25 protein-coding genes are annotated in these 20850 nt (G+C 64.5%); 21 read left to right on the plus strand and 4 right to left on the minus strand.

Annotated elements, in window-relative coordinates; genetic code table 11:
• Positions 1 to 4 precede the first annotated feature (4 nt).
• The 9 genes from ACHMW6_RS19450 to flgJ all read left to right on the plus strand — a co-directional run bounded on the left by ACHMW6_RS19450 (position 5) and on the right by flgJ (position 6142).
• Positions 5 to 394, plus strand: a complete 390-nt coding sequence (locus ACHMW6_RS19450) for a hypothetical protein (protein ID WP_395399057.1) — start codon at positions 5 to 7, stop codon at positions 392 to 394.
• A gap of 136 nt (positions 395 to 530) precedes the next feature.
• Positions 531 to 1526 (plus strand): flagellar hook-length control protein FliK, encoded by a 996-nt coding sequence (locus ACHMW6_RS19455; RefSeq protein WP_395399058.1) that lies wholly within the window; start codon positions 531 to 533, stop codon positions 1524 to 1526.
• A 7-nt stretch (positions 1527 to 1533) separates the two neighbouring features.
• Positions 1534 to 1992, plus strand: a complete 459-nt coding sequence (locus ACHMW6_RS19460; RefSeq protein WP_395399060.1) for a flagellar basal body-associated FliL family protein — start codon at positions 1534 to 1536, stop codon at positions 1990 to 1992.
• Positions 1993 to 2000: 8 nt separating this feature from the next.
• A complete protein-coding gene (locus ACHMW6_RS19465; RefSeq protein ID WP_395399062.1) occupies positions 2001 to 2729 on the plus strand; it encodes a FliA/WhiG family RNA polymerase sigma factor in 729 nt (242 codons plus the stop codon).
• A 42-nt stretch (positions 2730 to 2771) separates the two neighbouring features.
• Entirely contained in the window at positions 2772 to 3683 is a 912-nt protein-coding gene (gene motA, locus ACHMW6_RS19470) for a flagellar motor stator protein MotA (RefSeq protein ID WP_395399064.1), read from the plus strand.
• Positions 3667 to 4653 carry a flagellar motor protein MotB gene (locus ACHMW6_RS19475; protein ID WP_395399066.1) on the plus strand — a complete coding sequence of 329 codons (987 nt, stop codon included), beginning with the start codon at positions 3667 to 3669 and terminating at the stop codon, positions 4651 to 4653. Before motA ends, ACHMW6_RS19475 begins: the two co-directional genes overlap by 17 nt.
• Positions 4654 to 4672: 19 nt before the next feature.
• Positions 4673 to 4948, plus strand: a complete 276-nt coding sequence (gene flgM / locus ACHMW6_RS19480) for a flagellar biosynthesis anti-sigma factor FlgM (RefSeq protein ID WP_395399068.1) — start codon at positions 4673 to 4675, stop codon at positions 4946 to 4948.
• Positions 4945 to 5385 carry a flagellar export chaperone FlgN gene (gene flgN / locus ACHMW6_RS19485; RefSeq protein WP_395399070.1) on the plus strand — a complete coding sequence of 147 codons (441 nt, stop codon included), beginning with the start codon at positions 4945 to 4947 and terminating at the stop codon, positions 5383 to 5385. The genes flgM and flgN overlap by 4 nt, the downstream gene beginning before the upstream one ends.
• A complete protein-coding gene (gene flgJ / locus ACHMW6_RS19490; protein WP_395399072.1) occupies positions 5372 to 6142 on the plus strand; it encodes a flagellar assembly peptidoglycan hydrolase FlgJ in 771 nt (256 codons plus the stop codon). Before flgN ends, flgJ begins: the two co-directional genes overlap by 14 nt.
• 63 nt (positions 6143 to 6205) lie before the next feature.
• Here the strand turns inward: flgJ and flgA are convergent, their stop codons facing one another.
• Complete coding sequence (gene flgA / locus ACHMW6_RS19495) at positions 6206 to 6925, minus strand: flagellar basal body P-ring formation chaperone FlgA (RefSeq protein WP_395399074.1); 720 nt, start codon at positions 6923 to 6925, stop codon at positions 6206 to 6208.
• Between the two features lie 78 nt (positions 6926 to 7003).
• Between flgA and flgB the strand changes: the two genes are divergently transcribed.
• From flgB to ACHMW6_RS19555, 12 genes are read left to right on the plus strand one after another with little or no spacing between them, the layout of a single operon-like run.
• Complete coding sequence (flgB, locus tag ACHMW6_RS19500) at positions 7004 to 7366, plus strand: flagellar basal body rod protein FlgB (protein WP_395399076.1); 363 nt, start codon at positions 7004 to 7006, stop codon at positions 7364 to 7366.
• An 11-nt stretch (positions 7367 to 7377) separates the two neighbouring features.
• On the plus strand, positions 7378 to 7794 hold the full coding sequence (gene flgC, locus ACHMW6_RS19505) for a flagellar basal body rod protein FlgC (protein ID WP_395399078.1): 417 nt from the start codon (positions 7378 to 7380) through the stop codon (positions 7792 to 7794).
• Positions 7795 to 7797: 3 nt separating this feature from the next.
• Positions 7798 to 8481 carry a flagellar hook capping FlgD N-terminal domain-containing protein gene (locus ACHMW6_RS19510; RefSeq protein WP_395399080.1) on the plus strand — a complete coding sequence of 228 codons (684 nt, stop codon included), beginning with the start codon at positions 7798 to 7800 and terminating at the stop codon, positions 8479 to 8481.
• 13 nt (positions 8482 to 8494) lie between these two features.
• Positions 8495 to 9760, plus strand: a complete 1266-nt coding sequence (locus tag ACHMW6_RS19515; protein WP_395399082.1) for a flagellar hook protein FlgE — start codon at positions 8495 to 8497, stop codon at positions 9758 to 9760.
• A gap of 9 nt (positions 9761 to 9769) precedes the next feature.
• Positions 9770 to 10498, plus strand: coding sequence for a flagellar basal-body rod protein FlgF (gene flgF, locus ACHMW6_RS19520; protein ID WP_395399083.1), 729 nt, complete (start codon positions 9770 to 9772; stop codon positions 10496 to 10498).
• A 58-nt stretch (positions 10499 to 10556) separates the two neighbouring features.
• Entirely contained in the window at positions 10557 to 11348 is a 792-nt protein-coding gene (flgG, locus tag ACHMW6_RS19525; protein WP_395399085.1) for a flagellar basal-body rod protein FlgG, read from the plus strand.
• Positions 11348 to 12010, plus strand: a complete 663-nt coding sequence (gene flgH / locus ACHMW6_RS19530; protein ID WP_395399087.1) for a flagellar basal body L-ring protein FlgH — start codon at positions 11348 to 11350, stop codon at positions 12008 to 12010. Before flgG ends, flgH begins: the two co-directional genes overlap by 1 nt.
• A 9-nt stretch (positions 12011 to 12019) precedes the next feature.
• Positions 12020 to 13126, plus strand: a complete 1107-nt coding sequence (locus ACHMW6_RS19535) for a flagellar basal body P-ring protein FlgI (protein WP_395399089.1) — start codon at positions 12020 to 12022, stop codon at positions 13124 to 13126.
• Positions 13126 to 13482 (plus strand): flagellar biosynthesis protein FlgJ, encoded by a 357-nt coding sequence (locus ACHMW6_RS19540; RefSeq protein WP_395399090.1) that lies wholly within the window; start codon positions 13126 to 13128, stop codon positions 13480 to 13482. Before ACHMW6_RS19535 ends, ACHMW6_RS19540 begins: the two co-directional genes overlap by 1 nt.
• A gap of 58 nt (positions 13483 to 13540) precedes the next feature.
• Positions 13541 to 14917, plus strand: a complete 1377-nt coding sequence (gene flgK / locus ACHMW6_RS19545) for a flagellar hook-associated protein FlgK (RefSeq protein ID WP_395399092.1) — start codon at positions 13541 to 13543, stop codon at positions 14915 to 14917.
• Between the two features lie 9 nt (positions 14918 to 14926).
• A complete protein-coding gene (gene flgL / locus ACHMW6_RS19550; RefSeq protein ID WP_395399094.1) occupies positions 14927 to 15832 on the plus strand; it encodes a flagellar hook-associated protein FlgL in 906 nt (301 codons plus the stop codon).
• Between the two features lie 5 nt (positions 15833 to 15837).
• Entirely contained in the window at positions 15838 to 16902 is a 1065-nt protein-coding gene (locus tag ACHMW6_RS19555; protein ID WP_395399096.1) for a hypothetical protein, read from the plus strand.
• Between the two features lie 34 nt (positions 16903 to 16936).
• Here the strand turns inward: ACHMW6_RS19555 and ACHMW6_RS19560 are convergent, their stop codons facing one another.
• From ACHMW6_RS19560 to ACHMW6_RS19570, 3 genes are all read right to left on the minus strand, one after another.
• Entirely contained in the window at positions 16937 to 19141 is a 2205-nt protein-coding gene (locus ACHMW6_RS19560) for a putative bifunctional diguanylate cyclase/phosphodiesterase (RefSeq protein ID WP_395399098.1), read from the minus strand.
• Between the two features lie 246 nt (positions 19142 to 19387).
• Positions 19388 to 20050: an amino acid ABC transporter permease gene (locus ACHMW6_RS19565; RefSeq protein WP_395399100.1), complete on the minus strand. Its 663-nt coding sequence runs from the start codon at positions 20048 to 20050 to the stop codon at positions 19388 to 19390.
• A 3-nt stretch (positions 20051 to 20053) separates the two neighbouring features.
• Positions 20054 to 20842, minus strand: coding sequence for a transporter substrate-binding domain-containing protein (locus tag ACHMW6_RS19570; protein ID WP_395399102.1), 789 nt, complete (start codon positions 20840 to 20842; stop codon positions 20054 to 20056).
• Positions 20843 to 20850 lie beyond the last annotated feature (8 nt).

A 20850-nucleotide genomic window follows, 5' to 3' on the forward strand; every position in this document is an offset into this window, starting at 1 on the left:
GAACATGAGTACCCATAACCCAGCCGGCGCAACCGGCAAGGCTTTCACCACCCTTCCGGTCTCCCCTGCCCCGGCGCCCGCTGCCGCGCACGCCGCGTCCACCGCCAAAGGTAGCGCCACCAGCGCTGCACAGACAGCCGCCCAGGCCGCCGCACGCGCGAACGCCGCGCGCGCGGACGCACGCAAGGCCGATGGCGCGAAAACCGCCGCGGCCGGCGCCCGTCCGGCCAGCGCAAGCGGCGCCCGCGCGTCCGACGCGCAGTCCGCCGTCCGCCAGCAAGGCGCCGATACTCGCAGCAGCGCCGACAACCGCGCCGACGCCAGCAGCGAGGCGCGCGACGCCGCCCGGCTCCCCGGTCCGTACCGACGCACGCAACGTTGCCCGCCCGGCTGAACCGGCCGCCCTGCCCGCTTTCGCCCAGCTGCTGGACCTGTCCGCCCTGCAGGCTGAAGACGCGCACGAGCCAGGCGCCGAACACGAAGCCCAGGCCGCTGCGGATGGCGCCGACACGCCCGAATCACTGGCCGCCATGCTTCCCAGCTTCGCCGTGCTGCCGCTGTCGACCAATAACGGCGCCACGCAAGGCGACGGTTCCGGCCAGGGCAGTGCACAGGACAGCGGCGCAACTGCCATCGCCGGCCAGCAAGGGGCACAGGGCAGCGCCGCCTTCGCCCTGTCCGCCGGCGCCAGCAATGCCGCCGCGCTGCTGGCCGCGCAAGCTGCCGCTGCCGCGAACGCCGCGTCCGCGCAAGCCGGCATCGCCGCCGACAGCGCCCGCCAGGCCGCAGCCAACGCCATCACCGCCGGCGCTGCTGCGCGCAATGCCGCCGACGCGCTCGCCAGCCAGGCCGCGGCCACCGCAGTCCCCGGCCAGGCCGCAGGTCCTGCCGGCGCAGGCCCAGCGCCCGCCGTATCTACCGGCCAGCTCGCCGCCCAGATCGATAGCCAGTCGGCCGCCGCGCTGAAGGGCGACTCGCTGGCCTCGACCAGCGGCAAATTAGCCAAAGCCGGCGCCGATTCCACGCCGGGCGCCCCCGCCACCGACGCACCCGCTTTCCGCAACCTGATGGCGGCAGGCGCCGGCGCCCAGAACAGCGACACGATCAAGCTGGCCGGCAGCCCCGAGCAATGGCAGCAGCCGCTGCGCTCCGCCCTGGGCGAGCGCCTGCAGCTGCAACTGCAGCGTAATAACGAACACGCGGTAATCCGCCTGGAACCGCCGAACATGGGCAGCATCGAGATTTCCATCCGCCACAGCGCCGGCGCGCTGCAGGTGAACCTGTCGGCCAGCAACAGCGATGTGCTGCGCCAGCTGAACAATATCGGCGACAGCATGCGCCAGGACCTGTCCCAGCGCCAGTTCACCGAAGTAGCGGTGACGGTCAGCGCAAGCGCCGGCCGCAGCCTGGCCGACAACGGCGGCGGTGGGCGCCAGGAACGTGAACAGCAGGAGCGCGGCCCCGGCCGGGCGCTCAACGAGGGCGACGACTCGCCCGCCACCTTTGCCATGAATGAGCGGGAGTAAGCGATAGATGAATAAGAAACTGGTGGTCATCCTGGCAGTTGTTGGCCTGGTCGCGGCGGGCGCCGCCGGCGGCGCTGTCTGGCTGCTGAAGTCCGATGGCGGCAAGGCCGGTACGGTCAAGAGCGAAGCGAAGAAGGAAGAGGCCAAGCCGGTCAAATACCTGACGGTGGAAAAAGTCATCGTCATGCTGCGCCGTAATCCGGGCGATACCGTGACCCACTATATGTCGGCCGACCTGGTGGTGACCACGCCGCTGGAACAGGAAAAGGAAACCAAGGAACAGCTGCCGATGCTGCGCAGCGTGGCCGTGCGCACGCTGTCGGCCCTGCCGATGGAAAAGGCGTCCACCATGACGATCGACCAGTTTGCGGAAGAACTGAACAAAGCCTTCGATGAAGTGTATGCAAAAGAGCAGCGTGAACGCCCGTTCCGGGAAGTCATGATTGGCAAGCTGATCCTGGAGTAAACACAGCCATGGGCTACGTAGAAGAGGTGGCATACGCGGAGGGCTACGGCGAAACGAGCGCCGCCCACGCGCTCACCCCGGCCGAGGAAAGCAGGCACCTGCTGGCGTACGCGCCGCTGGTCAAGCGCATCGTGCGCCAGCTGAACTCGCAGGTCGCGGGCGCCATCGACCGCGATGATATGGAGCAGATTGGCCTGATGGGTCTGCTCGAAGCGCTGCGCCGCTACGGCGAGCCGGATGCCGCCTTCGGCAGCTATGCCAGCCTGCGCATCCGCGGCGCCATCCTGGACGAGCTGCGCCGCCAGGACTGGCGTCCACGCGCCGTGCGCCAGCAAAGCCACAAGCTGCGCGACGCCGTGCGTGAGCTGACGCGCAAGCTGGGCCGCGAGCCAAGCGAGAAGGAAGCCATCGCCGGCCTCGGCATCTCGGCGGACGAATACATGACTTACCAGCTGGATGAAAACGCCGAGCTGATCGCCAGCTTCGACGAACTGCTGCAGGACACGATGGCCGATACCGGTTCCATGCCGGGCCCCGAGGAGCAGCTCCTGCTGCGCCGCAGCCTGGAGCAGGCGCTGAACGGCCTGGACGAGCGCGAGCAGCGCGTGGTGCAGATGTATTACGAGTTCGAGCTGAGCTACAAGGAAATCGCGGCGGTGCTGGACCTGACCGATGCGCGCGTCTGCCAGCTGAACAAGGCAGCGCTGAACAAGATGAAGGCGGTGCTGCAGGCGTAAGCGCCGCGCCCCACGGGACAACAATTACCAAGGTAGAGAATCATGCAGCAATTATTCGGCATCCTGATCGTGTTCGGCAGTATCTTCGGCGGCTATGCCATGATGGGCGGCGCCTTCCACGCTATCTGGCAACCGATGGAACTGATCGTGATTGCCGGCGCGGGCACCGGCGCCTTCGTGCTGGGTAATCCGCGCCACGTGCTGGCCGAGACCTTCACGCAGATCAAGCACATCATCTCGCGCAAGAAATACGATTCCGAGTTCCAGCGCCAGTTGCTGCTGCTGATGTATGAGCTGCTGCAGCTGGCCGCCGGCGGTCTGAAAGCGCTGGACGCGCACGTGGAAGCGCCGAAGGAAAGCCCGCTGTTCCAGCGCTACCCGCAGGTGCTGGAAGAGCCGAAACTGCTGGCCTTCATCGTCGACAATTTCCGCCTGATGGCCATGGGCAAGATCAACGCCCACGAACTGGAGGGCGTGCTGGAGCAGGAACTGGAAGCCATCCACGAAGAACTGACCCAGCCGGCCAAGTCCCTCAACAAGATCGCGGAAGCGATGCCGGGCTTCGGTATCCTGGCCGCGGTGCTGGGCATCGTGATCACCATGGGCGGCGTGGGCGAAGGCGCCACCTCGGCCGAGATTGCCGAGCACGTCGGCGCGGCGATGGTCGGCACCTTCATTGGCATCTTCTTCTGCTATGGCGTGCTGGACCCGATTTCGAATATGCTGAAGCAGCTGGTGAACCAGGAAGCGTCCACCATGGAATGCGTGAAGGTGGTGCTGGTCACGCATGTGGCCGGCAAGCCGCCCCTGCTGGCGATCGACGCCGGCCGCCGCCTGGTGCAGCTGAACATCAAACCGAGCTTTGCCCAGCTGGAAGGCTGGATCAATGCCCTGGAAGGGCGCGACGCCGAGCCTGATTCGCGCCGTGGAGGTGGCCGTGCTAAAGCCGCATGACAAGCATGAGCAAACCATCGTCAAGCGCGGCGGTGGCAAGCATGCACACGACGAGCACGGCGGCGCCTGGAAAGTAGCCTTCGCGGACTTCTGCCTGGCGCTGATGTGCCTGTTCCTCGTGCTGTGGCTGATGGCGTCGCGCAATACGGAAAGCCTGGAACAGATCCTGACCGAGGCGGACGGCAACAAGACCGACCAGGGCAAGGGCGTGATGCCGCAGCAGATCGGCGGCCCGCGCGGCAGCCTGATCGAGCGCTTCCCCATGCCGCGCACGGGTTCGACCGATGTTGACGGCACTGCCACCAAGGGCTTCAACAAGGTGCCGCAGCAAACAGCCGAGCAACGCATCCGCTACGAAACGCCGGAAGACCTGACCCTGCTGTCCCGCACCCTGGCCAAGATGAGCGCCGATGCGGGCCTGTCCAGCAACCTGGAGTCGGTGGTCACCCCTTACGGCCTGCGCGTGATGATGCACGATACCGATAACCAGGGCATGTTCGTGCGCGGCAGCGCTGTTCCCACCGGCAGATTCGCCAAGCTGCTCAACCAGATGGGGCCGCTGTTTGCGAAGATGGAAAACCAGATGCTGATCGTCGGTCACACGGATTCGTTACAATATGCGGATACCAGCCATTCCGCGTTCTCGAACTGGAACCTGTCGTCTAACCGCGCCATGGCGGCACGCGCCCAGCTGTTGGCCGGCACCATGCCGAAGGATAGCGTGCTGCAGGTGGTGGGCATGGCCGACCGCGCCCCGCTCGACCCGAAGCGTGCCGACGCCGGCGTCAATCGCCGCATTGAGATCCTGATCCTGACCAAGGGCCAGGCCAAGGCGATTGCCGACATGTTCGGCATGCCGGGCGAGCAGTCGCCGGTGAAGAATATCGATGAAGCCTTACCGGATGTGAACGTGCTGAAGCAGCTGCGCGACAAACTCCTCGAGGGCAGGAGCAATCGCAATGGCAATTGAGAAGACGAGAGGCAACCGCATGAGAATCAGCACTTCCACGCCGGGCGGCGTGGCCGTCCAGACTGTCGCCGAGACGGCGCCGGCCGAACCGGTCCGCTCCACCGCGCCCGCCGCCGCCCAGGGCGAACTGCAGTCGGCCGTGATGCAGCCTGCGCTGCAGGCCATGAAGGATATGCCGGACATCGACCACGAGCGCGTGGCCCAGCTGCGCGATGCGCTGGCCAAGGGCGAGCTGCCCTTCGACGCCGGCAAGCTGGCCGGCCTGATCCAGCGTTTCCACCGGGGCGAGAAGTGACGACACCCTTTTCGTCCCTGTCGCGCCAGGACGCGATGAAGCTGCTGCTGGAGGGGATTACCGCCGACCTGGCGGACTACCAGCAGCTGCTGGGCCTGATCGAACAGCAGTTCGAGGCCGCCATCCGCCACCAGAGCGCGCGCCTGGGCGAAATCGCCGACGCCATCGGCGCCGCCGTTCCCCTGCTGGAAGCGCGCCGCGCCCAGCGCCTGGAGCTGGCGACCCGCCTGACGGGCCCCAATCCTGCCATGACCCAGGTATTCGCCCTGCTCCGTCCCGAGCCGCGCGCGAAGCTGGAAGCGGACTGGCGCCAGCTGGAAGTGCTGGTGCGCACCGCCAAGGAACTGGGCAAGCGCAACGCCGAGCTGCTGGCCGAACAATTCACCATCATGCAGCGCGTGCTGCATGGCGACGACCAGACTTATGAGCCGGCCTGATTTCTTTACCGCGCCCACGCGCGCTACCGCGGCCACTGCCGCAACGCAGTCGAACATGACGTCGGCGCGCCCTGCGCTGCCGGCGTTCAGCAGCGCCCCGTCCGGCGCCGTGCCCTCGGCTGGCTTCTCGGCCACGTTCCGCGCGGTGCAGGCCGATGTGTCGGCCTATCTGGCAAACGGCAGCAGCAATTCCACCAGCGCGCCCGCCGGCGCTTCGCTGAATGCTGACGGCGCCGCCCTGCGCGCCCGCCTGCAGGCCGGCCGCGCCATCGGCGGCACCACCGAGGGCGTCGATAATGCTTCGCAGCTGGAGTTCCTGGAGGCGATCCGGCCGTATGCGGAAGAGACGGGACAGCGGCTGGGCGTGTCGCCCGATATCGTGGCCGCCCACGCGGCGCTGGAATCGGGCTGGGGACAGCGCCCGGTGCGCACCGCCAATGGCGGCGACAGCAACAACCTGTTTGGCATCAAAGCCAGCGGACAGTGGCAGGGCGATGTGGCTGCCAGCACCACCACCGAATATGAACACGGCGCGGCTGTGAAGCGCGTGGAGCGTTTCCGCAGCTACCCGGACCAGGCGGCTGCTTTCCGCGATTATGCGGATGTGCTGACGGATAATCCGCGCTATCAGGCGGCGCTTAACGCCGGCACGGATGCGCGGGCGTTTGCGCGCGGGCTGGCGGCGGGAGGGTATGCGACGGATCCGTCCTATGCGGAGAAGCTGGCGGGCCTGGCGGCGCGCATCGCACGCAAATAAAACCCACGGCGTAACCCTGGTGTCTGCCACGTCGTGGCAGACACCTGTTTTAGGCCGTGGGTTTTAATGAGGCAAATCGGCCGGTTCGACGGTGCCGGCGTCGGTGACGCGGGCGCGGATGATGGTGCCGCTGCTGTTGCGCACGCGTACGGATGCGCCGCGCGCGCCGGTGTCCAGCGCCTCGCCGGACATACTGACTTCAATCTGCTCACGCCGCGCCACGATGCGTACCTGGTCGCCACGTTTCACCAACGCAGGCGCGACGAGCATATTCTGCCGCAGCACATCGCCCGCGCGCACGCTGCGGCGGGTGGACATGCCCTCGACCGCGGTCAGGTCGGAGAAACTATCAGGCATGCCGCTGATGTCGTGGCGCTCAAGCAACACATCAGAAGGCGACAAAAACTTCCCCGGCATTAAATCCGTTGCAGCAACGACCACCTTTGCTGAAATTTTTGCACGCACCACGAACTCGTAGCGCCACCCCGGCGACGCACCGCAGACTACCACGAAGCGCATGCGCGAAAGGCTGCGCGCATCAAGGGTTTCCACGTTTACCGCAGTGGGACAGGCCGGCAGCGGACGACTGGTTTTGACCACTTCGACATCGAATTTCGGCTCAAGGTAACCGGCGATCTCTGACTGTTTTGTCAACGTTGTTGTCGCCGCTTCTTGCACTTTCGCCAAGGTTAGCTCTGAGAAAGTCGCAGAAAAAGCAGTGGATTGAATAATGCCAGTGAGCAACAAAGCGCTAAAACCGGGTACAATAAGTTTGTTGAACATAGGCAATGCCTTTATGAATAGTCTTCCGCTGAAACGCACGGACGCATTCTACCCGCAGGGGCCCACGGAGAAGCAACAATGAGCATCAATTTCAAAGACGCGGTTGGCCTGCACGCCGACGCACTCCATCTGCGGGCCGAGCGCACGCGCATCCTGGCATCGAATATTGCAAATGAGAACACTCCGGGCTTCCAGGCCCAGGATATCGACTTTGCATCGTCCCTTGCCCAAGTGCAAGCCGAAGCCAATGGCGAGCTGGCCCTGGATGGCGACAGCGCGCCGCTGTACCGCGTGCCCTACCACCCGACCGGCGACGGCAACACCGTCGAGATCGGCGTGGAGCAGGCAGCCTTCTCGCAGAATGCCACCGATTTCCAGACCAGCCTGACCTTCATCAACATGAAGCTGCGCGGCATCGCCAAAGCGATCAACGGACAATAAGGCCCTCCCCCATGAGCTTCAAGGACATTTCCCAGATCGCCGGTTCCGCCATGGCCGCCCAGACCGTGCGCCTGAACACCGTCGCATCCAACCTGGCCAACGCCGATTCCGTGGCTGGCAGCGAAAACGAAACCTACCGCGCCCGCAAGCCCGTGTTTGCGGCCGTGATGAATGAAGGCCCGAACGCCGACAACGGCGGCCGCGTGCAGGTGCTGGACGTGGTCGAAAGCGCCGAGCCGCTGCGCAAGGTCTACGACCCGGGCAATCCGCTGGCCAATGCCGACGGCATGGTGTTCTACCCCAACGTCAACCAGGTGGCCGAGATGACCGACATGATGTCGGCCTCGCGCGCCTTTGAAACCAACGTGGAAGTGCTGGGACGCATCCGCGGCATGCAGCAATCTCTCCTGAAACTCGGCGAAGGCTAATCGATGCAAACCAATATGTTCTCCAACCTGGCTTCGCAGGCTAGCGGCACCAACGGCAGCACCGCTGTCAACGGCGCCACCAGCGCCGGCCAGGACATGTTCACCAAGCTGCTGGTGGCGCAGATCAAGAACCAGGACCCGCTGTCGCCGCAGGATCCGTCGCAGTTCGTGCAGCAGCTGACCCAGCTGTCCCAGACCGAGGCGCTGCAGAACCTGGCGAACCTGACCAGCAACAACGCTTCCGTGCTGCAGTCCATGCAGGTGCTGGCCCTGGGCGCGCAGGTCGGCTCCGACGTGATGACCAGCACCGATACCGTCACGCTGGACGGCTCGACCAAGGTCAAGGGCGAAATCACCCTGCCCGCTTCCAGTGCCAAGACCTCGCTGGTGCTGACCGGCAGCAATGGCGTCGAGCACTCGGTCGCGCTCGGCACGCTGGCCGCCGGCACGGTGCCGTTCGCGGTCGATCCGCAAGCCATGGGCCTGCCCGAAGGCAGCTACAAGATCAAGGTCGTCACCAGCGGTGGCGAACAGGCGTCGATCGATGTCGCCGGCCGCCTGAACAGCGTGCGCCTGGGCGCCGGCGGCGCCATCATCCTGAACGTGGCCAATGTGGGCGAAGTTGCTCCGGCCGCTATTACTGCATTCAACGGCAAGTCCAGCGCTGCCGCCACTTCCGTACTCTGAGAAAGGTACCGTCATGAGCTTTGATATCGCACTGTCTGGCATTCAGGCCATCAACGATCAGCTGAACACCATCAGTAACAATATCGCCAATGCCGGCACTTTCGGCTTCAAGTCCAGCCGCGCCAACTTCGCGTCCATGTACGCGGGTTCGCAGCCGACCGGCACCCAGATCGGCTCCGTGAGCCAGAGCATCGGCTTGAACGGTGGCGTGCTGAACACCGGCCGCTCGCTGGACGCATCCATCAACGGCCGCGGCTTCTTCGTGGCCAAGGACGCCACCGGACAAACCACCTACACCCGCGTCGGCATCTTCAACAAGGATGCCACCGACTACCTGGTCGACGCGGCCGGCCGCAAGGTCCAGGGTTACAGCCTGACGCCGCCGAGCACCGTGCTCGGGCCCATGGGCGACATCAAGGTCCCGACCGGCCTGCTGCCGGCCAAGGCCACCACCTCGATCGACTTCGTTGCCAACCTGTCCGCCGACTGGACTCCGCCGACCGGCACCTTCAATCCGGCCGACGCAACGGCTGCTACGCCGGTAGTGCCGGACCCCGACTCCTACAATATGTCCAAGGTGACCCTGGTGCACGATTCTCTGGGCAACGAGCACACCGTCACGCAATATTTCATCAAAGACAGCACCAATCCTCTTCAAGTCAATGTCTGGGTTTCGGTCGATGGCGTCGACCTGAGCGTGACCACGCCACCGAACAATCCATCGTACGCCCTGGTTTTCGACTCCAACGGCAAACTCGACGAGTCAAGCAATCCGGCCATCGCCGGCGGTGGGCCGTACACCTTTAACGTCGGATTCTCTGCAGCACCCGCTACCGCAATGAGCGTGAAACTGGACTGGACTGGCACGACCATGCAGAAAGGCGAGTCGACCACCTCGACCAACCGCGCGGACGGCTACGCTGCCGGTTCGTATATCGGCGTCGACCTCGCCGATGACGGTTCGGTGATCACCAAGTACTCGAACGGCGAGAAGCAGACCATTGGCCGCGTTGCCCTGGCCACCTTCCCGGATGAAGAAGCGCTGACCCCGGTCAACGATACGGCATGGATCGCCAACAACAACACGGGTACGCCGAACTACTCGGAGCCGGGCAAGGGCGTGGCCGGCAGCCTGTCGGTGACCACGCTGGAGCAGTCGAACGTGGACATCACTTCGGAACTGGTGAGCCTGATGACTTCGCAACGCAACTACCAGGCGAACTCGAAGGTCATCACGACCGAGAATCAGATGCTGCAGTCGTTGATGCAGGCGCTGTAAGAGGCTTAGATGGATGCGCTGATCTACACTGCGATGAGCGGGGCCGAGCGGGCCCTGCGCGGCCAGCAGGTCCACGCCAACAACCTGGCGAATATGGACACGGCCGGCTTCCGCGCCAATATGGAACTGGCCACCGCCAGCAAGCTGCCCGGCTATGGCTACGACGACCGCCATATGACCCAGTTGCAGGCGAACGCCGTCAACACCCGCCAGGGCACGCTGAAGGCCACCGGCCGCGAGCTGGACGTGGCCATTTCCGGCGACGGCTTCTTTGCCGTCCAGGGGCCGACCGGTGAAGCCTATACCCGCGCCGGCGCCATCACGCTGGACGCGGATGGCACCATGACCGTCAACGGCATGCAGCTGCTGGGCGAAGGCGGCCCGATCACCCTGCCGCCTTTCCGCAAGATCGAAATCGGCCAGGACGGGACCGTGTCCATCCTCGGCCAGGGCACCACGGCCGAAATGCAGGTGATCGACAAGCTCAAGCTGGTCAAGGCCGAAGGGTCGGAACTGACCAAGAACGAGGCCGGTTTGCTGGTGGCGCGCGATGGACAGCCGCTGCAGGTGGATAACACGGTGCAGGTGCGCGCCGGCCATCTCGAAGGGTCGAATGTGTCGGCCATCGAGGAGATGGTGGCGACCATGAGCCTCAATCGCACGTTTGAGATCCAGATGAAGTTGTTCAAGGCCAGCGATTCGATGAATGAGGTTGGCAACCGGTTAATTAGCGGCTGAGCATAGACGGCGGATCAATGATCCGCCCTACGCGACAACACAAAATCCAGAGGAAAATATGAATCCAGCAATGTGGATCAGCAAGACCGGTGTGCAGGCGCAGGACGCGAAGCTGCAGGCTATCGCCAACAACCTGGCCAATGCCAACACCGTGGGCTTCAAGAAGGACCGCGTGGTCTTCGAAGACCTGTTCTATTCCGTCGAGCAGCAGCCGGGCACCCAGCGCGCCGACAACAATACCCTGTCGCCGACCGGCGTCCAGTTGGGTAACGGCACGCACATGACCGGCACGCAGAAAGTGTTCACGGACGGCGCCACCCAGATCACCAACAACAAGATGGACGTGGCCGTGATCGGCAACGGCTTCCTGCAGGTGCGCCGCCCGAACGGCGAATCGGGCTATACCCGCGCCGGCCAGCTGGGCGTGGACCAGAACGGCGTGCTGATCAACGCACAGGGCCTGCCCCTGGTGCCGCAAGTCACCATCCCGGCCACGGCCACCAGCATCACGATCGCCGAGAACGGCACCGTGTCCGTGACCACCCAGGGCAATACGATCCCGCAGGAAGTTGGCCAGCTGACGCTGAGCTCCTTCATCAACCCGACCGGCCTGCTGGCCCTGGGCGAGAACCTGTTCCAGGAAACCCAGGCTTCCGGCGCACCGACCGAAGGCCGTCCCGGCGACGCCCAGTTCGGCAAGCTGAAGCAAGGCGCCCTGGAAGGCTCCAACGTCCAGGTGGTGGAAGAAATGGTCGACATGATCGCAGCCCAGCGCACCTATGAGATGAACACGAAAGTTCTGTCCGCAGCCGACAATATGCTGCAATACCTGGCACAGGCGGCACGATAATGAAAGCGCAACTGGGCGCAATGGCCGCGTTGCTGCTGGCCGGTTGCGCATCCCTCCAGCCGGCGGCCGTGCGCCCCGGCCCCATCGACGAACCGCCCATCGCCTCGCGCAGCAGCACCCCGCGCGGCACCTCGGGCGGCGTCTTCAGCCCGGACGTCAACATTTCGCTGACCTCGGACAGCCGCGCCTTCCGCGTCGGCGACGTGGTCACCGTAATCCTGCAGGAAACCACGCAAGCGTCGAAGAGCGCGGGCACCACGATCGGCAAAGATTCCTCCACGTCGATCGCCCCGCCCGGCCTGCTGGGCAAGACTTTCCCGAAAGCCGGCATCGACCTGTCCGGCAGCAATTCCTTCAAGGGCGACGCCAGCGCCACCCAGCAGAACGCCCTGTCCGGCGCCATCACGGTGATCGTGCAGGAAGTGCTGCCCAACGGCCTGCTGCGCGTGGCCGGCGAAAAGGCGCTGACCCTGAACAATGGCGAGGAATTCGTGCGCCTGAAAGGCTACCTGCGCCCGGCCGATATCGACGCCAACAACCAGGTGTCCTCGCTGCGCATCGCCAACGCCCGCATCGCCTACTCGGCGCAGGGCACGCTGGCCGATTCCAACCAGCCTGGCTGGCTGACCCGCTTTTTCCTCGGCCCCCTGATGCCCTTCTGAGGTGAATGAATGAAACGCTGGATGCTCCCCGTCCTCGCCACCGCCGCCCTGCTCGGTGCCGCCCTGCCCGCTTCGGCGGCGCAAACGCTGCGCAACCTGGTGTCGATCGAAGGCGTGCGCGAAAACCCGCTGGTGGGCTACGGCCTGGTAGTCGGCCTGAACGGTTCCGGCGACTCGACCCAAGTCAAGTTCGCCAGCCAGTCCGTGGTCAATATGCTCAAGCAGTTCGGCGTGAAAATGCCCGACGGCCAGGACGCCAAGTCCAAGAACGTGGCAGCCGTGATGGTGTCGGCCGTGTTCCCGCCCGGCTACCGCCGCGGCCAGCCGATCGACGTCACCGTGTCCTCGCTGGGCGATGCGAAAAGCCTGCGAGGCGGCTCCCTGCTGCTGACGCCGCTGCGCGCGGCGGACAATGAAGTCTATGCCATGGCCCAGGGCAATGTGGTGGTGGGCGGCCTGAACGCCTCCGGCAAGAGCGGCTCCTCCGTGACCGTGAACACGCCAACCGCCGGCCGCATCCCGAACGGCGCCATGATCGAACGCGAAATTCCCACCGATTTCGCCAGCAAGCCGAGCGTGCACCTGTCGCTGAAGACGCCGAATTTCCAGACCGCGACCAATATCGTGGAATCAATCAACCGCAAGTTCGGTGAAGTCGCCACCACGGCCGACGGCACCGGCATCGACGTGGTCGCGCCAGAGAATCCCACCCAGCGCGTAGCCTTCATGGCCAAGCTGGAATCGCTGCCCATCGAAGTGGGCGCGGAAAATCCGAAAGTGGTGTTCAACTCGCGCACCGGCACGGTGGTCATCGCCGACGGCTTGCGCGTGAAGGCGGCCGCCGTCACCCACGGTTCGCTGAAAGTGGTGATTTCCGAAAGCTCCAAGGTCAGCCAGCCGGCGCCGTTCAGCCGCGGCCAGACCACGGTCACGCCGCAGTCCAACGTCAGCGTTGACCAGGGCACGCCGCAAATGTTCAAGTGGCCGGCCGGCGCCAAGCTGCAATCGATTATCGACGTGGTCAACAGCCTGGGCGCCACGCCGGATGACATCATGGCCATCCTGCAGGCGCTGGACCAGGCCGGCGCCATCGAAGGCGAATTGGTGGTGATCTGATGGACGTTGCCCGTTTCGATCCCCTGCTCATGCGCGCGGCCGACGCAGAGCTGCCGGCCCAGCCGGCACCGGCCGCCAGCCAGGCCGACGATCCGGCCTACCGCGCCAAGGCCACCGAGGCCGCTGTCAAGTTTGAAAGCTTCTTCATCGGCCAGATGCTGCACAAGATGCGCGAGTCCGCCCGTTCGGTGGGCGAGCACGACAAGCAGGACGAGTCCGTCAACAGCGACATGCTGGACATGGCCGACAATATGGTGGCCGACCAGCTGGCCGGCCGCCACGCTTTCGGCATCGCCGACGCTATCCTGCGGCAGCTGCTGCCCGCCTCTCCAGATAAAAAGTCACCGCCGGCTTAATGTATCGCAAGACGCGGTCGCCTTTAACGAATAACGGATTTACAGGAACAGATCGCCCATGTCCATTATCAACAATGCACTGACCGGTTCGCTCGCTGCCCAGGCGGCCCTGAACACGACCAGCCAGAACATTGCAAACCTGCAAACGAAGGGCTACACCCGCCAGGGTGTGCTGCTGACGGCCGTCGCGCCGGGTATTGGCACGATGACGGCAGGTTATGGCGTGCAGATCAGCAGCCTGCTGCGTTTCTCCGATACGTACAAGACCCAGCAGCTATGGCGCGCCAATTCCGACCTCGGCCGCTACACCCAGACCCAGCCGTACATGACGCAGCTCGAGCGCGTGATGGGCGACGACAAGACCAGCCTGTCCAACGGCATCGACAAATTCTTTTCGGCCCTGAACGCGGCCGGCGTCGATCCCACCTCCACCCCGCTGCGCCAGCAGGTGGTGACGGCCGCCGATGCGCTGGCCCAGAGCTTCAACAGCATTTACGCAGTGACGCGCAACCAGCAGCTGTCCGTCATCCAGCAGCGCGAATCGATCGTCCCGCAGTTCAACACCCTGGTGAAAAATATCGCCAGCTTGAACGAGCGCATCCAGACCGCGGGCGCCCTCGGCACCAATACCTCGGCCCTGATCGACGAGCGCGACCAGCAGATCGACCAGCTGGCCAATTTCGCCTCCATCGAAGTGCTGGAGCAGACCGACGGCACGCGCAGCGTTTCGCTGAAAGGCGGCCAGCCGCTGGTGATGGGCAAGGTGGCGGGCAGCCTGAGCATCGATACCAGCAGCGGCAGCCCGGTGCTGACCGTCGGTTTCGCCGGCACCGCCTTCGCGCTGGACGACACGAAGCTGGGCGGCCAGCTCGGCGGCCTCGGCGATTACGAAAAGAACACCCTGCTGCCGCTGCAGCGCTCGATCTACGACATGGCCGACCAGATGGCGCAAAAGGTGAACGCCCAGCTGGCGCTCGGATCGGACGGCGTCAACCCGCCGCCCAGCGGCGTGCCACTGTTTAACTTCAACCCGACCGGCTTCGGCGGCCTGATGTCGATCACGGCCGGCTTCAAGGCGTCCGACCTGGCTTTCTCGGCCGATGGCACGCCGGGCGACAGCGGCAACCTGCAAGCCATTATCGATATCAAGAACCAGTCGGTGAACCTGACTTCGGTCGGCAGCGTGCTGCTGGGCGACGCCGATACCCAGCTGGTCGGCAAGCTCGGCATCGACAGCGCCCAGAACCAGGCCCTGCTGAAAACCTCGACCACCATCCGCCAGCAGTCGGAAGATGACTGGTCCGCCACCAGCTCGGTGAACAAGGACGAGGAAGCGATCAACCTGGTCGAGTACCAGAATATGTACCAGGCGAACATGAAGGTGATCGCCGTCGCCAACCAGTTGTTCGACGCCACGCTGGCGATGTTCGGTTAAGGAGAGCCCATGCGTATCGCATCCATGCAATTCCAGGCGACGATGAACCGTTCGCTGGGTCTCAACCAGGGCTCGCTGGCCCAGCTGACCGAGAAAATGGCGACCGGCAACAAGCTGCTGGTGCCGTCGGACGACCCGATCACCAATGTGCGCCTGTCGCGCCTGACGCGCGAAGAAGCCATCCTGAACCAATACGTGGACAATATCGCGGCAGTCAAGGTCCGCCTGAGCAAGAACGAAACCTACCTGGACGGCATGGTGGGCGACATCAACGCCGCGCGCGACCTGCTGGTCTGGTCCGCGGATGGCTCGAACACGCCGGCCGACCTGAACTCCATGGTCAACAGCCTGACCGCGCTGCGCGATTCCGTGTTCTACAACACCAATACCCGCGACCAGGAAGGCAAATACATCTTCTCCGGCACCCTGACCGGCACCGCGGCCATCACCGATATCGGCCCCGCCGGATCGAAGTACCAGTATGTCGGCAACAACGGCCAGCAAAAGGTCGTGGTGGGCAATGGCATCACCCAGGTGGCGAACGTGGACGCGCAAGGCATCGAGACCTGGCTGAACCAGATCGACGACGCCATCACGGCCCTGGGCACGCCCGGCGCCGACCCGAACAATCCTGCCACGCGCGCCATCCTGACGACCGCCCTCGACGGTTCGGATGCCGCCCTCGGCCTGATCACGCAGAAGATCGCTTCCTTCGGCGGCGCGCAAAACGTGATGGAAACGCTGTCGAATAACCACAGCAATGTGAGCCTGTCCAACAAGATTGCGATGACGGACATGGGCCAGCTCGATTATGGCGTCGCCGCAACCGAATTGAACGGCTACAATAACGCCCTGCAAGCGACTTACCAGGCTTATTCCAAAATCGCCAATCTGTCGCTCTTCAACGTACTGTAAGACATATGGAAATCGTCCAGCGCTCAACCACTACCGGCTATGCGACCGGCCCGTCCGCGACCGGCACGTCCGGTTCGGCGGCCCCCAGCGCCAGCCAGGTCGAGGCTGCGCTGGCCGATGCCGGCGCGTCCACCGAAGTGCAGAACGGCGTTGCTGCCGACAGCAAGCCCGTTCCCCTGCGCCGCGGCCTGACCAAGTGGGACCAGCCGCTGCAGAACGATATCTCGGGCGCGCAGCAAGCCGTCGACTTCCTGGAACAGAGCGCCGCCCAGCTGCGTGCGCTGAAAACAGATATCGCCGCCAAGCTGGCAGTGCGCCAGATGCGCGACGGCCAGGTGGAACAGCGCGTACGCCAGTTCACCGATAATTGGAAAACGCGCAGCGCCGCATCCGGCGGCACGCTGGATGCGCAACTGAATTTCTCGGCAGCCCCGTCCAGCCAGCGCTTCACCGTGCGCGGCATGAACCTGGCCAACTTGCGCAATGGCGCGCGTGAAACCCTGGCCATTTCGGTCAGCGGCGGCACCGCCGGCCTGCGCTCGGTCCACCTCGGCCCCGGCCTGACCGACAACGAAATCGTCAACCGCTTCGACCAGGCGCTGGCTCCGGCTGGTGTGCGTGTTTCTGTCAACAAGGATGGCGAGCTGGTGTTCTCCACCGCCGAAGGCAACTGGCCGGCCGTGCGCGAAGCGCTGGCAGTCCAGGGTGGCGGCATCCGCTTCCCGGCGGGCCAACTGAACCACGTGCGCGCGGAAGCCGAAGCACCGGCCATCGTGCCGGAAAACTGGGGCACTTCCGATATCGAATCGATGCGCGCCACCCTGCAGCAGGTAACGCAGGCGCTGGCCCATGTGGAAGAAGCGCTCGCCAAAGTACGCCTGGAACTGGCCAACGCCAGCCGCCGCGCCGAGGAAAGCCTGCCGGACATGGAGCTGGTGGGCATGGGCCAGATGGCCGAAGTATTCGCCAACCTGTCCAAAGAACCCGGCTACCAGCAGCTCGTATCCCTCACCTCGGCCCTGGTCGGCATCAACCGCGACCGCGTCATCTCCCTCCTCCGCCTCGGCTGACGGGCAAGGCCGCCCGTTGGCGCGTCAGGGCGGATCATTGATCCGCCGTGCTCGCAGGCCGCGCTGCCATTTTGGCCAGTTCGCCCGCCGGCAACGGTGGCGCATACACAAACCCCTGCACATAATCGCACCCCGCCGCCTTCAGCAGATTAAGCTGCGCCTCCGTCTCGACGCCCTCGGCAACCACCTTGAGCCCCAGCTTGTGCGCCATCACGATAATCCCCTCGCACAGCGCCAGGTCGCCTGAATCGCCGGCCAGATCCATGACGAAGCTGCGGTCTATCTTCAGGTAATCGATTTCCACCTTCTTCAGGTGGGACAGCACGGAATGCCCGGTGCCGAAATCCTCCAGCGCCACCTGCAGTCCCATCGCATGGTACTGGCGCAGGCGTTCGACCACGGTGCTGCTCTGGTCCAGCAGCAGGCGTTCGGTGATTTCCACCACGATGCTGCGCGGCGCGAGCTGCAAGCCCTCCACATATTTCATCCACTCATCCAGCTGGCGTGTACCGGCGCGGAATTGCACGGGCGACTGGTTCACGCTGATCTGGAATGCAGTGCCCAGCTCTTTCTGCCAGCGGGCGGCCTGGTCGGCGGCGGTGCGGAAGACCCAGTCGCCGATATCCAGCATCAGCCCGCTCGCTTCGGCGCTGCCCATGAAATCGGCCGGGTTCAGCAGGCCCCGCTCCGGATGGCGCCAGCGCAGCAGCGCCTCGGCGCGTTCGATGCGGCCGGTAGCCAGGTGTACGATGGGCTGGTAATGCAGCTCGAACTGATTGTTCGTCACGGCCATCGTCAGGTCGGCGGCAAGGCGCAGGCGCAGCTGGGCCGCCGCCTGCATGTCCGGCGTGAAATAGGAGTAGCGGTTGCGGCCGCCGTTCTTGGCCGCATACATGGCCTGGTCCGCATGGCGCAGCAGCTGTTCGGAATCGGCGGCGTCCGAAGGATAGAGCGCGATGCCGACGCTGGCCGACACGGAACCCGTATGCACGCCAAGCTGGAAAGGCTTGTTCAGCATGGCGATAATTTGCTGCGCAACGCGCTCCACGCTGCTTACATGGTCCAGCCCCGGCAGGATCACGACGAATTCGTCGCCGCCGAGGCGGGCCAGCGTGTCCGAGGCGCGCACGCAGGACGTGATGCGCTCAGCCGCTTCGACCAGCAGCTTGTCGCCCATCTCGTGGCCAAGGCGGTCGTTGACTTCCTTGAACTGATCGAGGTCGATGAACAGCAGCGCGAGGAAGAGCCCGTCGCGCTTGGATTTCTTCATTTCCTGGGCCAGCCGGTCGTGGAACATATTGCGGTTCGGCAGGGCCGTCAGCGCATCGTAGTTGGCCTGGTGCCAGATCAGCTCGGACGACAGCTTGTGCTCGGTGATATCGCTCACCAGCGCCAGCGCGCCCAGGTAACTGCCGTCGGCGTCGAAGATGGGATTGGTGGCCAGCGTGGCCCACATCTCGCTGCCGTCTCGGCGGATGAACTTGAATTCGTGGCGTTCAGCAACGCCGTGCTGGCGGCGCGCGATATTGCGTTCGAGGATCGAGCGGCCCTCCTCGTCCATGAAATGCACCAGGGGCTGGTCCAGCATCTCCTCGATGGTGTAGCCAAGCATATTGGCCATCTTCGGGTTGACGAAACTGGTCATGGCAGAAGCGTCGATTTCCCAGATGCCCTCCTCGGCCGAATGCACGATGCGGCGGAAGCGTTCCTCGCTCTTCTCCAGCGCAGCCAGCTTGCCTTCCGCCAGTTCCAGCACCACGCGGAAGCTGGGTGCGCCGGGGGCGCCGCTGGCCAGCAGGGTGACGGGGAAGCCGCGGTCGCCGCGTCCGCGCGTCATCTGCAGCGAACAGCGCTGCGGTTCGCTGCTGTGCAGGGCATTGCGCACGAAGGCTTCGAAGTCCGCCACGAAACGCTGCGCGATGTATTGGCGGAAAGGAACGCGTTCGGGATTGTGGCGCGGCAGACCCAGCAGGTCGGCGCCGACCAGGTTCATTTGCAGCACGGTGGTGTCGGCCGCCAGCACGAAGTAGCCGACGGGCGCCAGCAGATACAGGTCGTTGAAGTAGTCCTGCTCGCGCTCGAACTGCAGGCGCGCGTCGCTGTCCTGGCGAACGGACGGCGGCGTGCCGCCCATGGCTGCCAGCATGGCTTCATGCGGCATCATGCCATGTAGTGCCTGCCCCCCCTTCAAAGGGCCCGCCTTCTCTTCGGCGGGCGGTGCATACTGGTCTTTTTCCATATCGCCCCGCCTATTGTTATGGAGTTAGACTAGCATGCAATTATGACAATGTCGAGTTATGCGCCGCGGGCCTGCACGCACGGCGGATCAATGATCCGCCCTACACCCTGCGGGCAAGTTCGCACGGGCGATCGGTCGGTGATTCGACGCGGTGGCCCGGCGGGTCACGGGACGGGTGATCCAACGCGAATGGCCCGAAGGGTGTAGGGCGGATCATTGATCCGCCGTCGATGCGCCGCCTGAGGCTTACGCCTGGCGATGCGAACGGTTGAGGCGCGCTTCGGCGTAGCGCTGGACCTGCTCGAACAGCAAACTCAACACCCAGTAGATCGCCGCGGCAGCGAGGTAGAGAGGCAAGGGCCGGAAGGTCGCCGCGATCACCTCCTTGGTAGAAAGCATCAGCTCCGTCATCGTAATCACGGACACCAGCGACGTATCCTTGATCAGCGAAATCAGGGTATTGCTCATCGAAGGCACAGCCACGCGCAGGGCCTGCGGCAGGATCACATGGCGCAAGGTCTGGCCATAGCCCATGCCCAGGCTATAGCTTGCCGACCACTGTCCCCTGGCCACGCTGAGCATCGCCCCGCGCAGGCTTTCGGACAGATAGGCGCCCGCATTCAGGCTCAGCGCCAGGATGCCCGCCGTCACCGGCGTGAATTCGATGCCCACGCTGGGCAGGCCATAGTAGATCACGAACATCTGCACCAGCAGCGGCGTGCCGCGCATCAGGCTCACATACACGCTGGCAGGCCAGTTGACGAGCTTCCACGGCAGGATGCGCATGACGGCAGTCGGAAAACCGATCACCAGTCCGCCCAGCATGGACGCCACGGCAAACACCAGCGTATAGCCGGCGCCCTTCAGCATCACGGGCGCCGCCTCCTGCAGCAATTCAAACCAGTCCATCGCTTACGGCGCCTTGCTGACGTCGCTGCCGAACCACTTCATTGAAATCGCTTTCAGGCTGCCATCGGCGGCGGCATCGGCCAACGCCTTTTCCAGCGCAGCCTTGAATTGCGGGTTGTTCTTCTGGAAGGGAATGCCCATGCGCTCAACCGCGCCGACGCGTGCGCCCGCCTTGATCGGCAGCTTGGTCGACTTCAACAGCCAGGCCGCGAGCAGGCTGTCGTTCAGCGCCGCATCGATGCGGCCGGCGGCCAGGTCCGCCAGGTTTTCCGGCGCCGCCGGGTAGCTCTTCACCTCGATGCCCGGCACCGCCTTGGCCTGTGCCTCATACACGCTGCCCTGCCCCGCGCCGATGCGCTTGCCTTTCAGCTGCTCCAGCGAAGTCCAGTTATTCTTCTCATCCTTGCGCACGATCAGCATCGGCGAGGAATAGATGTAGGGGCTGGAAAAATCGAATACCTGTTCGCGCTTGGGGTTGATGCCAACCTGGGAAATGATCACGTCGTACTTGTTGCTGGCCAGGCCGGCCAGGATGGAGGCCCACTCGGTAGTCACGAATTCCGGCTTCACGCCCAGTTTGCCAGCCAGCAGCTTGGCCACGTCCACGTCATAGCCGACCAGCTCGCCCGTTTTCTGGTCCTTGAAATTGAACGGCGGATAAGTACCTTCCATCGCCACCTTCAGCGTGCCGCGCGACTTAACCGTTTGCAGCAGGTCGGCAGCCGACGCATGCAGGGAGGCGCCAGCCAGCAGGGCCGCCGCGAACAGGGACATCAGGGGTTTGCGCATCATGCGGTCTT

Origin of the sequence: Pseudoduganella sp. UC29_106 (assembly GCF_044055365.1) — a bacterium.
Classification (GTDB): Bacteria; Pseudomonadota; Gammaproteobacteria; order Burkholderiales; family Burkholderiaceae_D; genus Rugamonas.

Coding starts and splice junctions, on each gene's coding strand:
- ACHMW6_RS19450 (WP_395399057.1), top strand. CDS start 5: ATGAGTACCCATAACCCAGCCGGCGCAACCGGCAAGGCTTTCACCACC.
- ACHMW6_RS19455 (WP_395399058.1), top strand. CDS start 531: ATGCTTCCCAGCTTCGCCGTGCTGCCGCTGTCGACCAATAACGGCGCC.
- ACHMW6_RS19460 (WP_395399060.1), top strand. CDS start 1,534: ATGAATAAGAAACTGGTGGTCATCCTGGCAGTTGTTGGCCTGGTCGCG.
- ACHMW6_RS19465 (WP_395399062.1), top strand. CDS start 2,001: ATGGGCTACGTAGAAGAGGTGGCATACGCGGAGGGCTACGGCGAAACG.
- motA (WP_395399064.1), top strand. CDS start 2,772: ATGCAGCAATTATTCGGCATCCTGATCGTGTTCGGCAGTATCTTCGGC.
- flgM (WP_395399068.1), top strand. CDS start 4,673: ATGAGAATCAGCACTTCCACGCCGGGCGGCGTGGCCGTCCAGACTGTC.
- flgJ (WP_395399072.1), top strand. CDS start 5,372: ATGAGCCGGCCTGATTTCTTTACCGCGCCCACGCGCGCTACCGCGGCC.
- flgA (WP_395399074.1), bottom strand. CDS start 6,925: ATGTTCAACAAACTTATTGTACCCGGTTTTAGCGCTTTGTTGCTCACT.
- flgB (WP_395399076.1), top strand. CDS start 7,004: ATGAGCATCAATTTCAAAGACGCGGTTGGCCTGCACGCCGACGCACTC.
- flgC (WP_395399078.1), top strand. CDS start 7,378: ATGAGCTTCAAGGACATTTCCCAGATCGCCGGTTCCGCCATGGCCGCC.
- ACHMW6_RS19510 (WP_395399080.1), top strand. CDS start 7,798: ATGCAAACCAATATGTTCTCCAACCTGGCTTCGCAGGCTAGCGGCACC.
- ACHMW6_RS19515 (WP_395399082.1), top strand. CDS start 8,495: ATGAGCTTTGATATCGCACTGTCTGGCATTCAGGCCATCAACGATCAG.
- flgF (WP_395399083.1), top strand. CDS start 9,770: ATGGATGCGCTGATCTACACTGCGATGAGCGGGGCCGAGCGGGCCCTG.
- flgG (WP_395399085.1), top strand. CDS start 10,557: ATGAATCCAGCAATGTGGATCAGCAAGACCGGTGTGCAGGCGCAGGAC.
- flgH (WP_395399087.1), top strand. CDS start 11,348: ATGAAAGCGCAACTGGGCGCAATGGCCGCGTTGCTGCTGGCCGGTTGC.
- ACHMW6_RS19535 (WP_395399089.1), top strand. CDS start 12,020: ATGAAACGCTGGATGCTCCCCGTCCTCGCCACCGCCGCCCTGCTCGGT.
- ACHMW6_RS19540 (WP_395399090.1), top strand. CDS start 13,126: ATGGACGTTGCCCGTTTCGATCCCCTGCTCATGCGCGCGGCCGACGCA.
- flgK (WP_395399092.1), top strand. CDS start 13,541: ATGTCCATTATCAACAATGCACTGACCGGTTCGCTCGCTGCCCAGGCG.
- flgL (WP_395399094.1), top strand. CDS start 14,927: ATGCGTATCGCATCCATGCAATTCCAGGCGACGATGAACCGTTCGCTG.
- ACHMW6_RS19555 (WP_395399096.1), top strand. CDS start 15,838: ATGGAAATCGTCCAGCGCTCAACCACTACCGGCTATGCGACCGGCCCG.
- ACHMW6_RS19560 (WP_395399098.1), bottom strand. CDS start 19,141: ATGGAAAAAGACCAGTATGCACCGCCCGCCGAAGAGAAGGCGGGCCCT.
- ACHMW6_RS19565 (WP_395399100.1), bottom strand. CDS start 20,050: ATGGACTGGTTTGAATTGCTGCAGGAGGCGGCGCCCGTGATGCTGAAG.
- ACHMW6_RS19570 (WP_395399102.1), bottom strand. CDS start 20,842: ATGATGCGCAAACCCCTGATGTCCCTGTTCGCGGCGGCCCTGCTGGCT.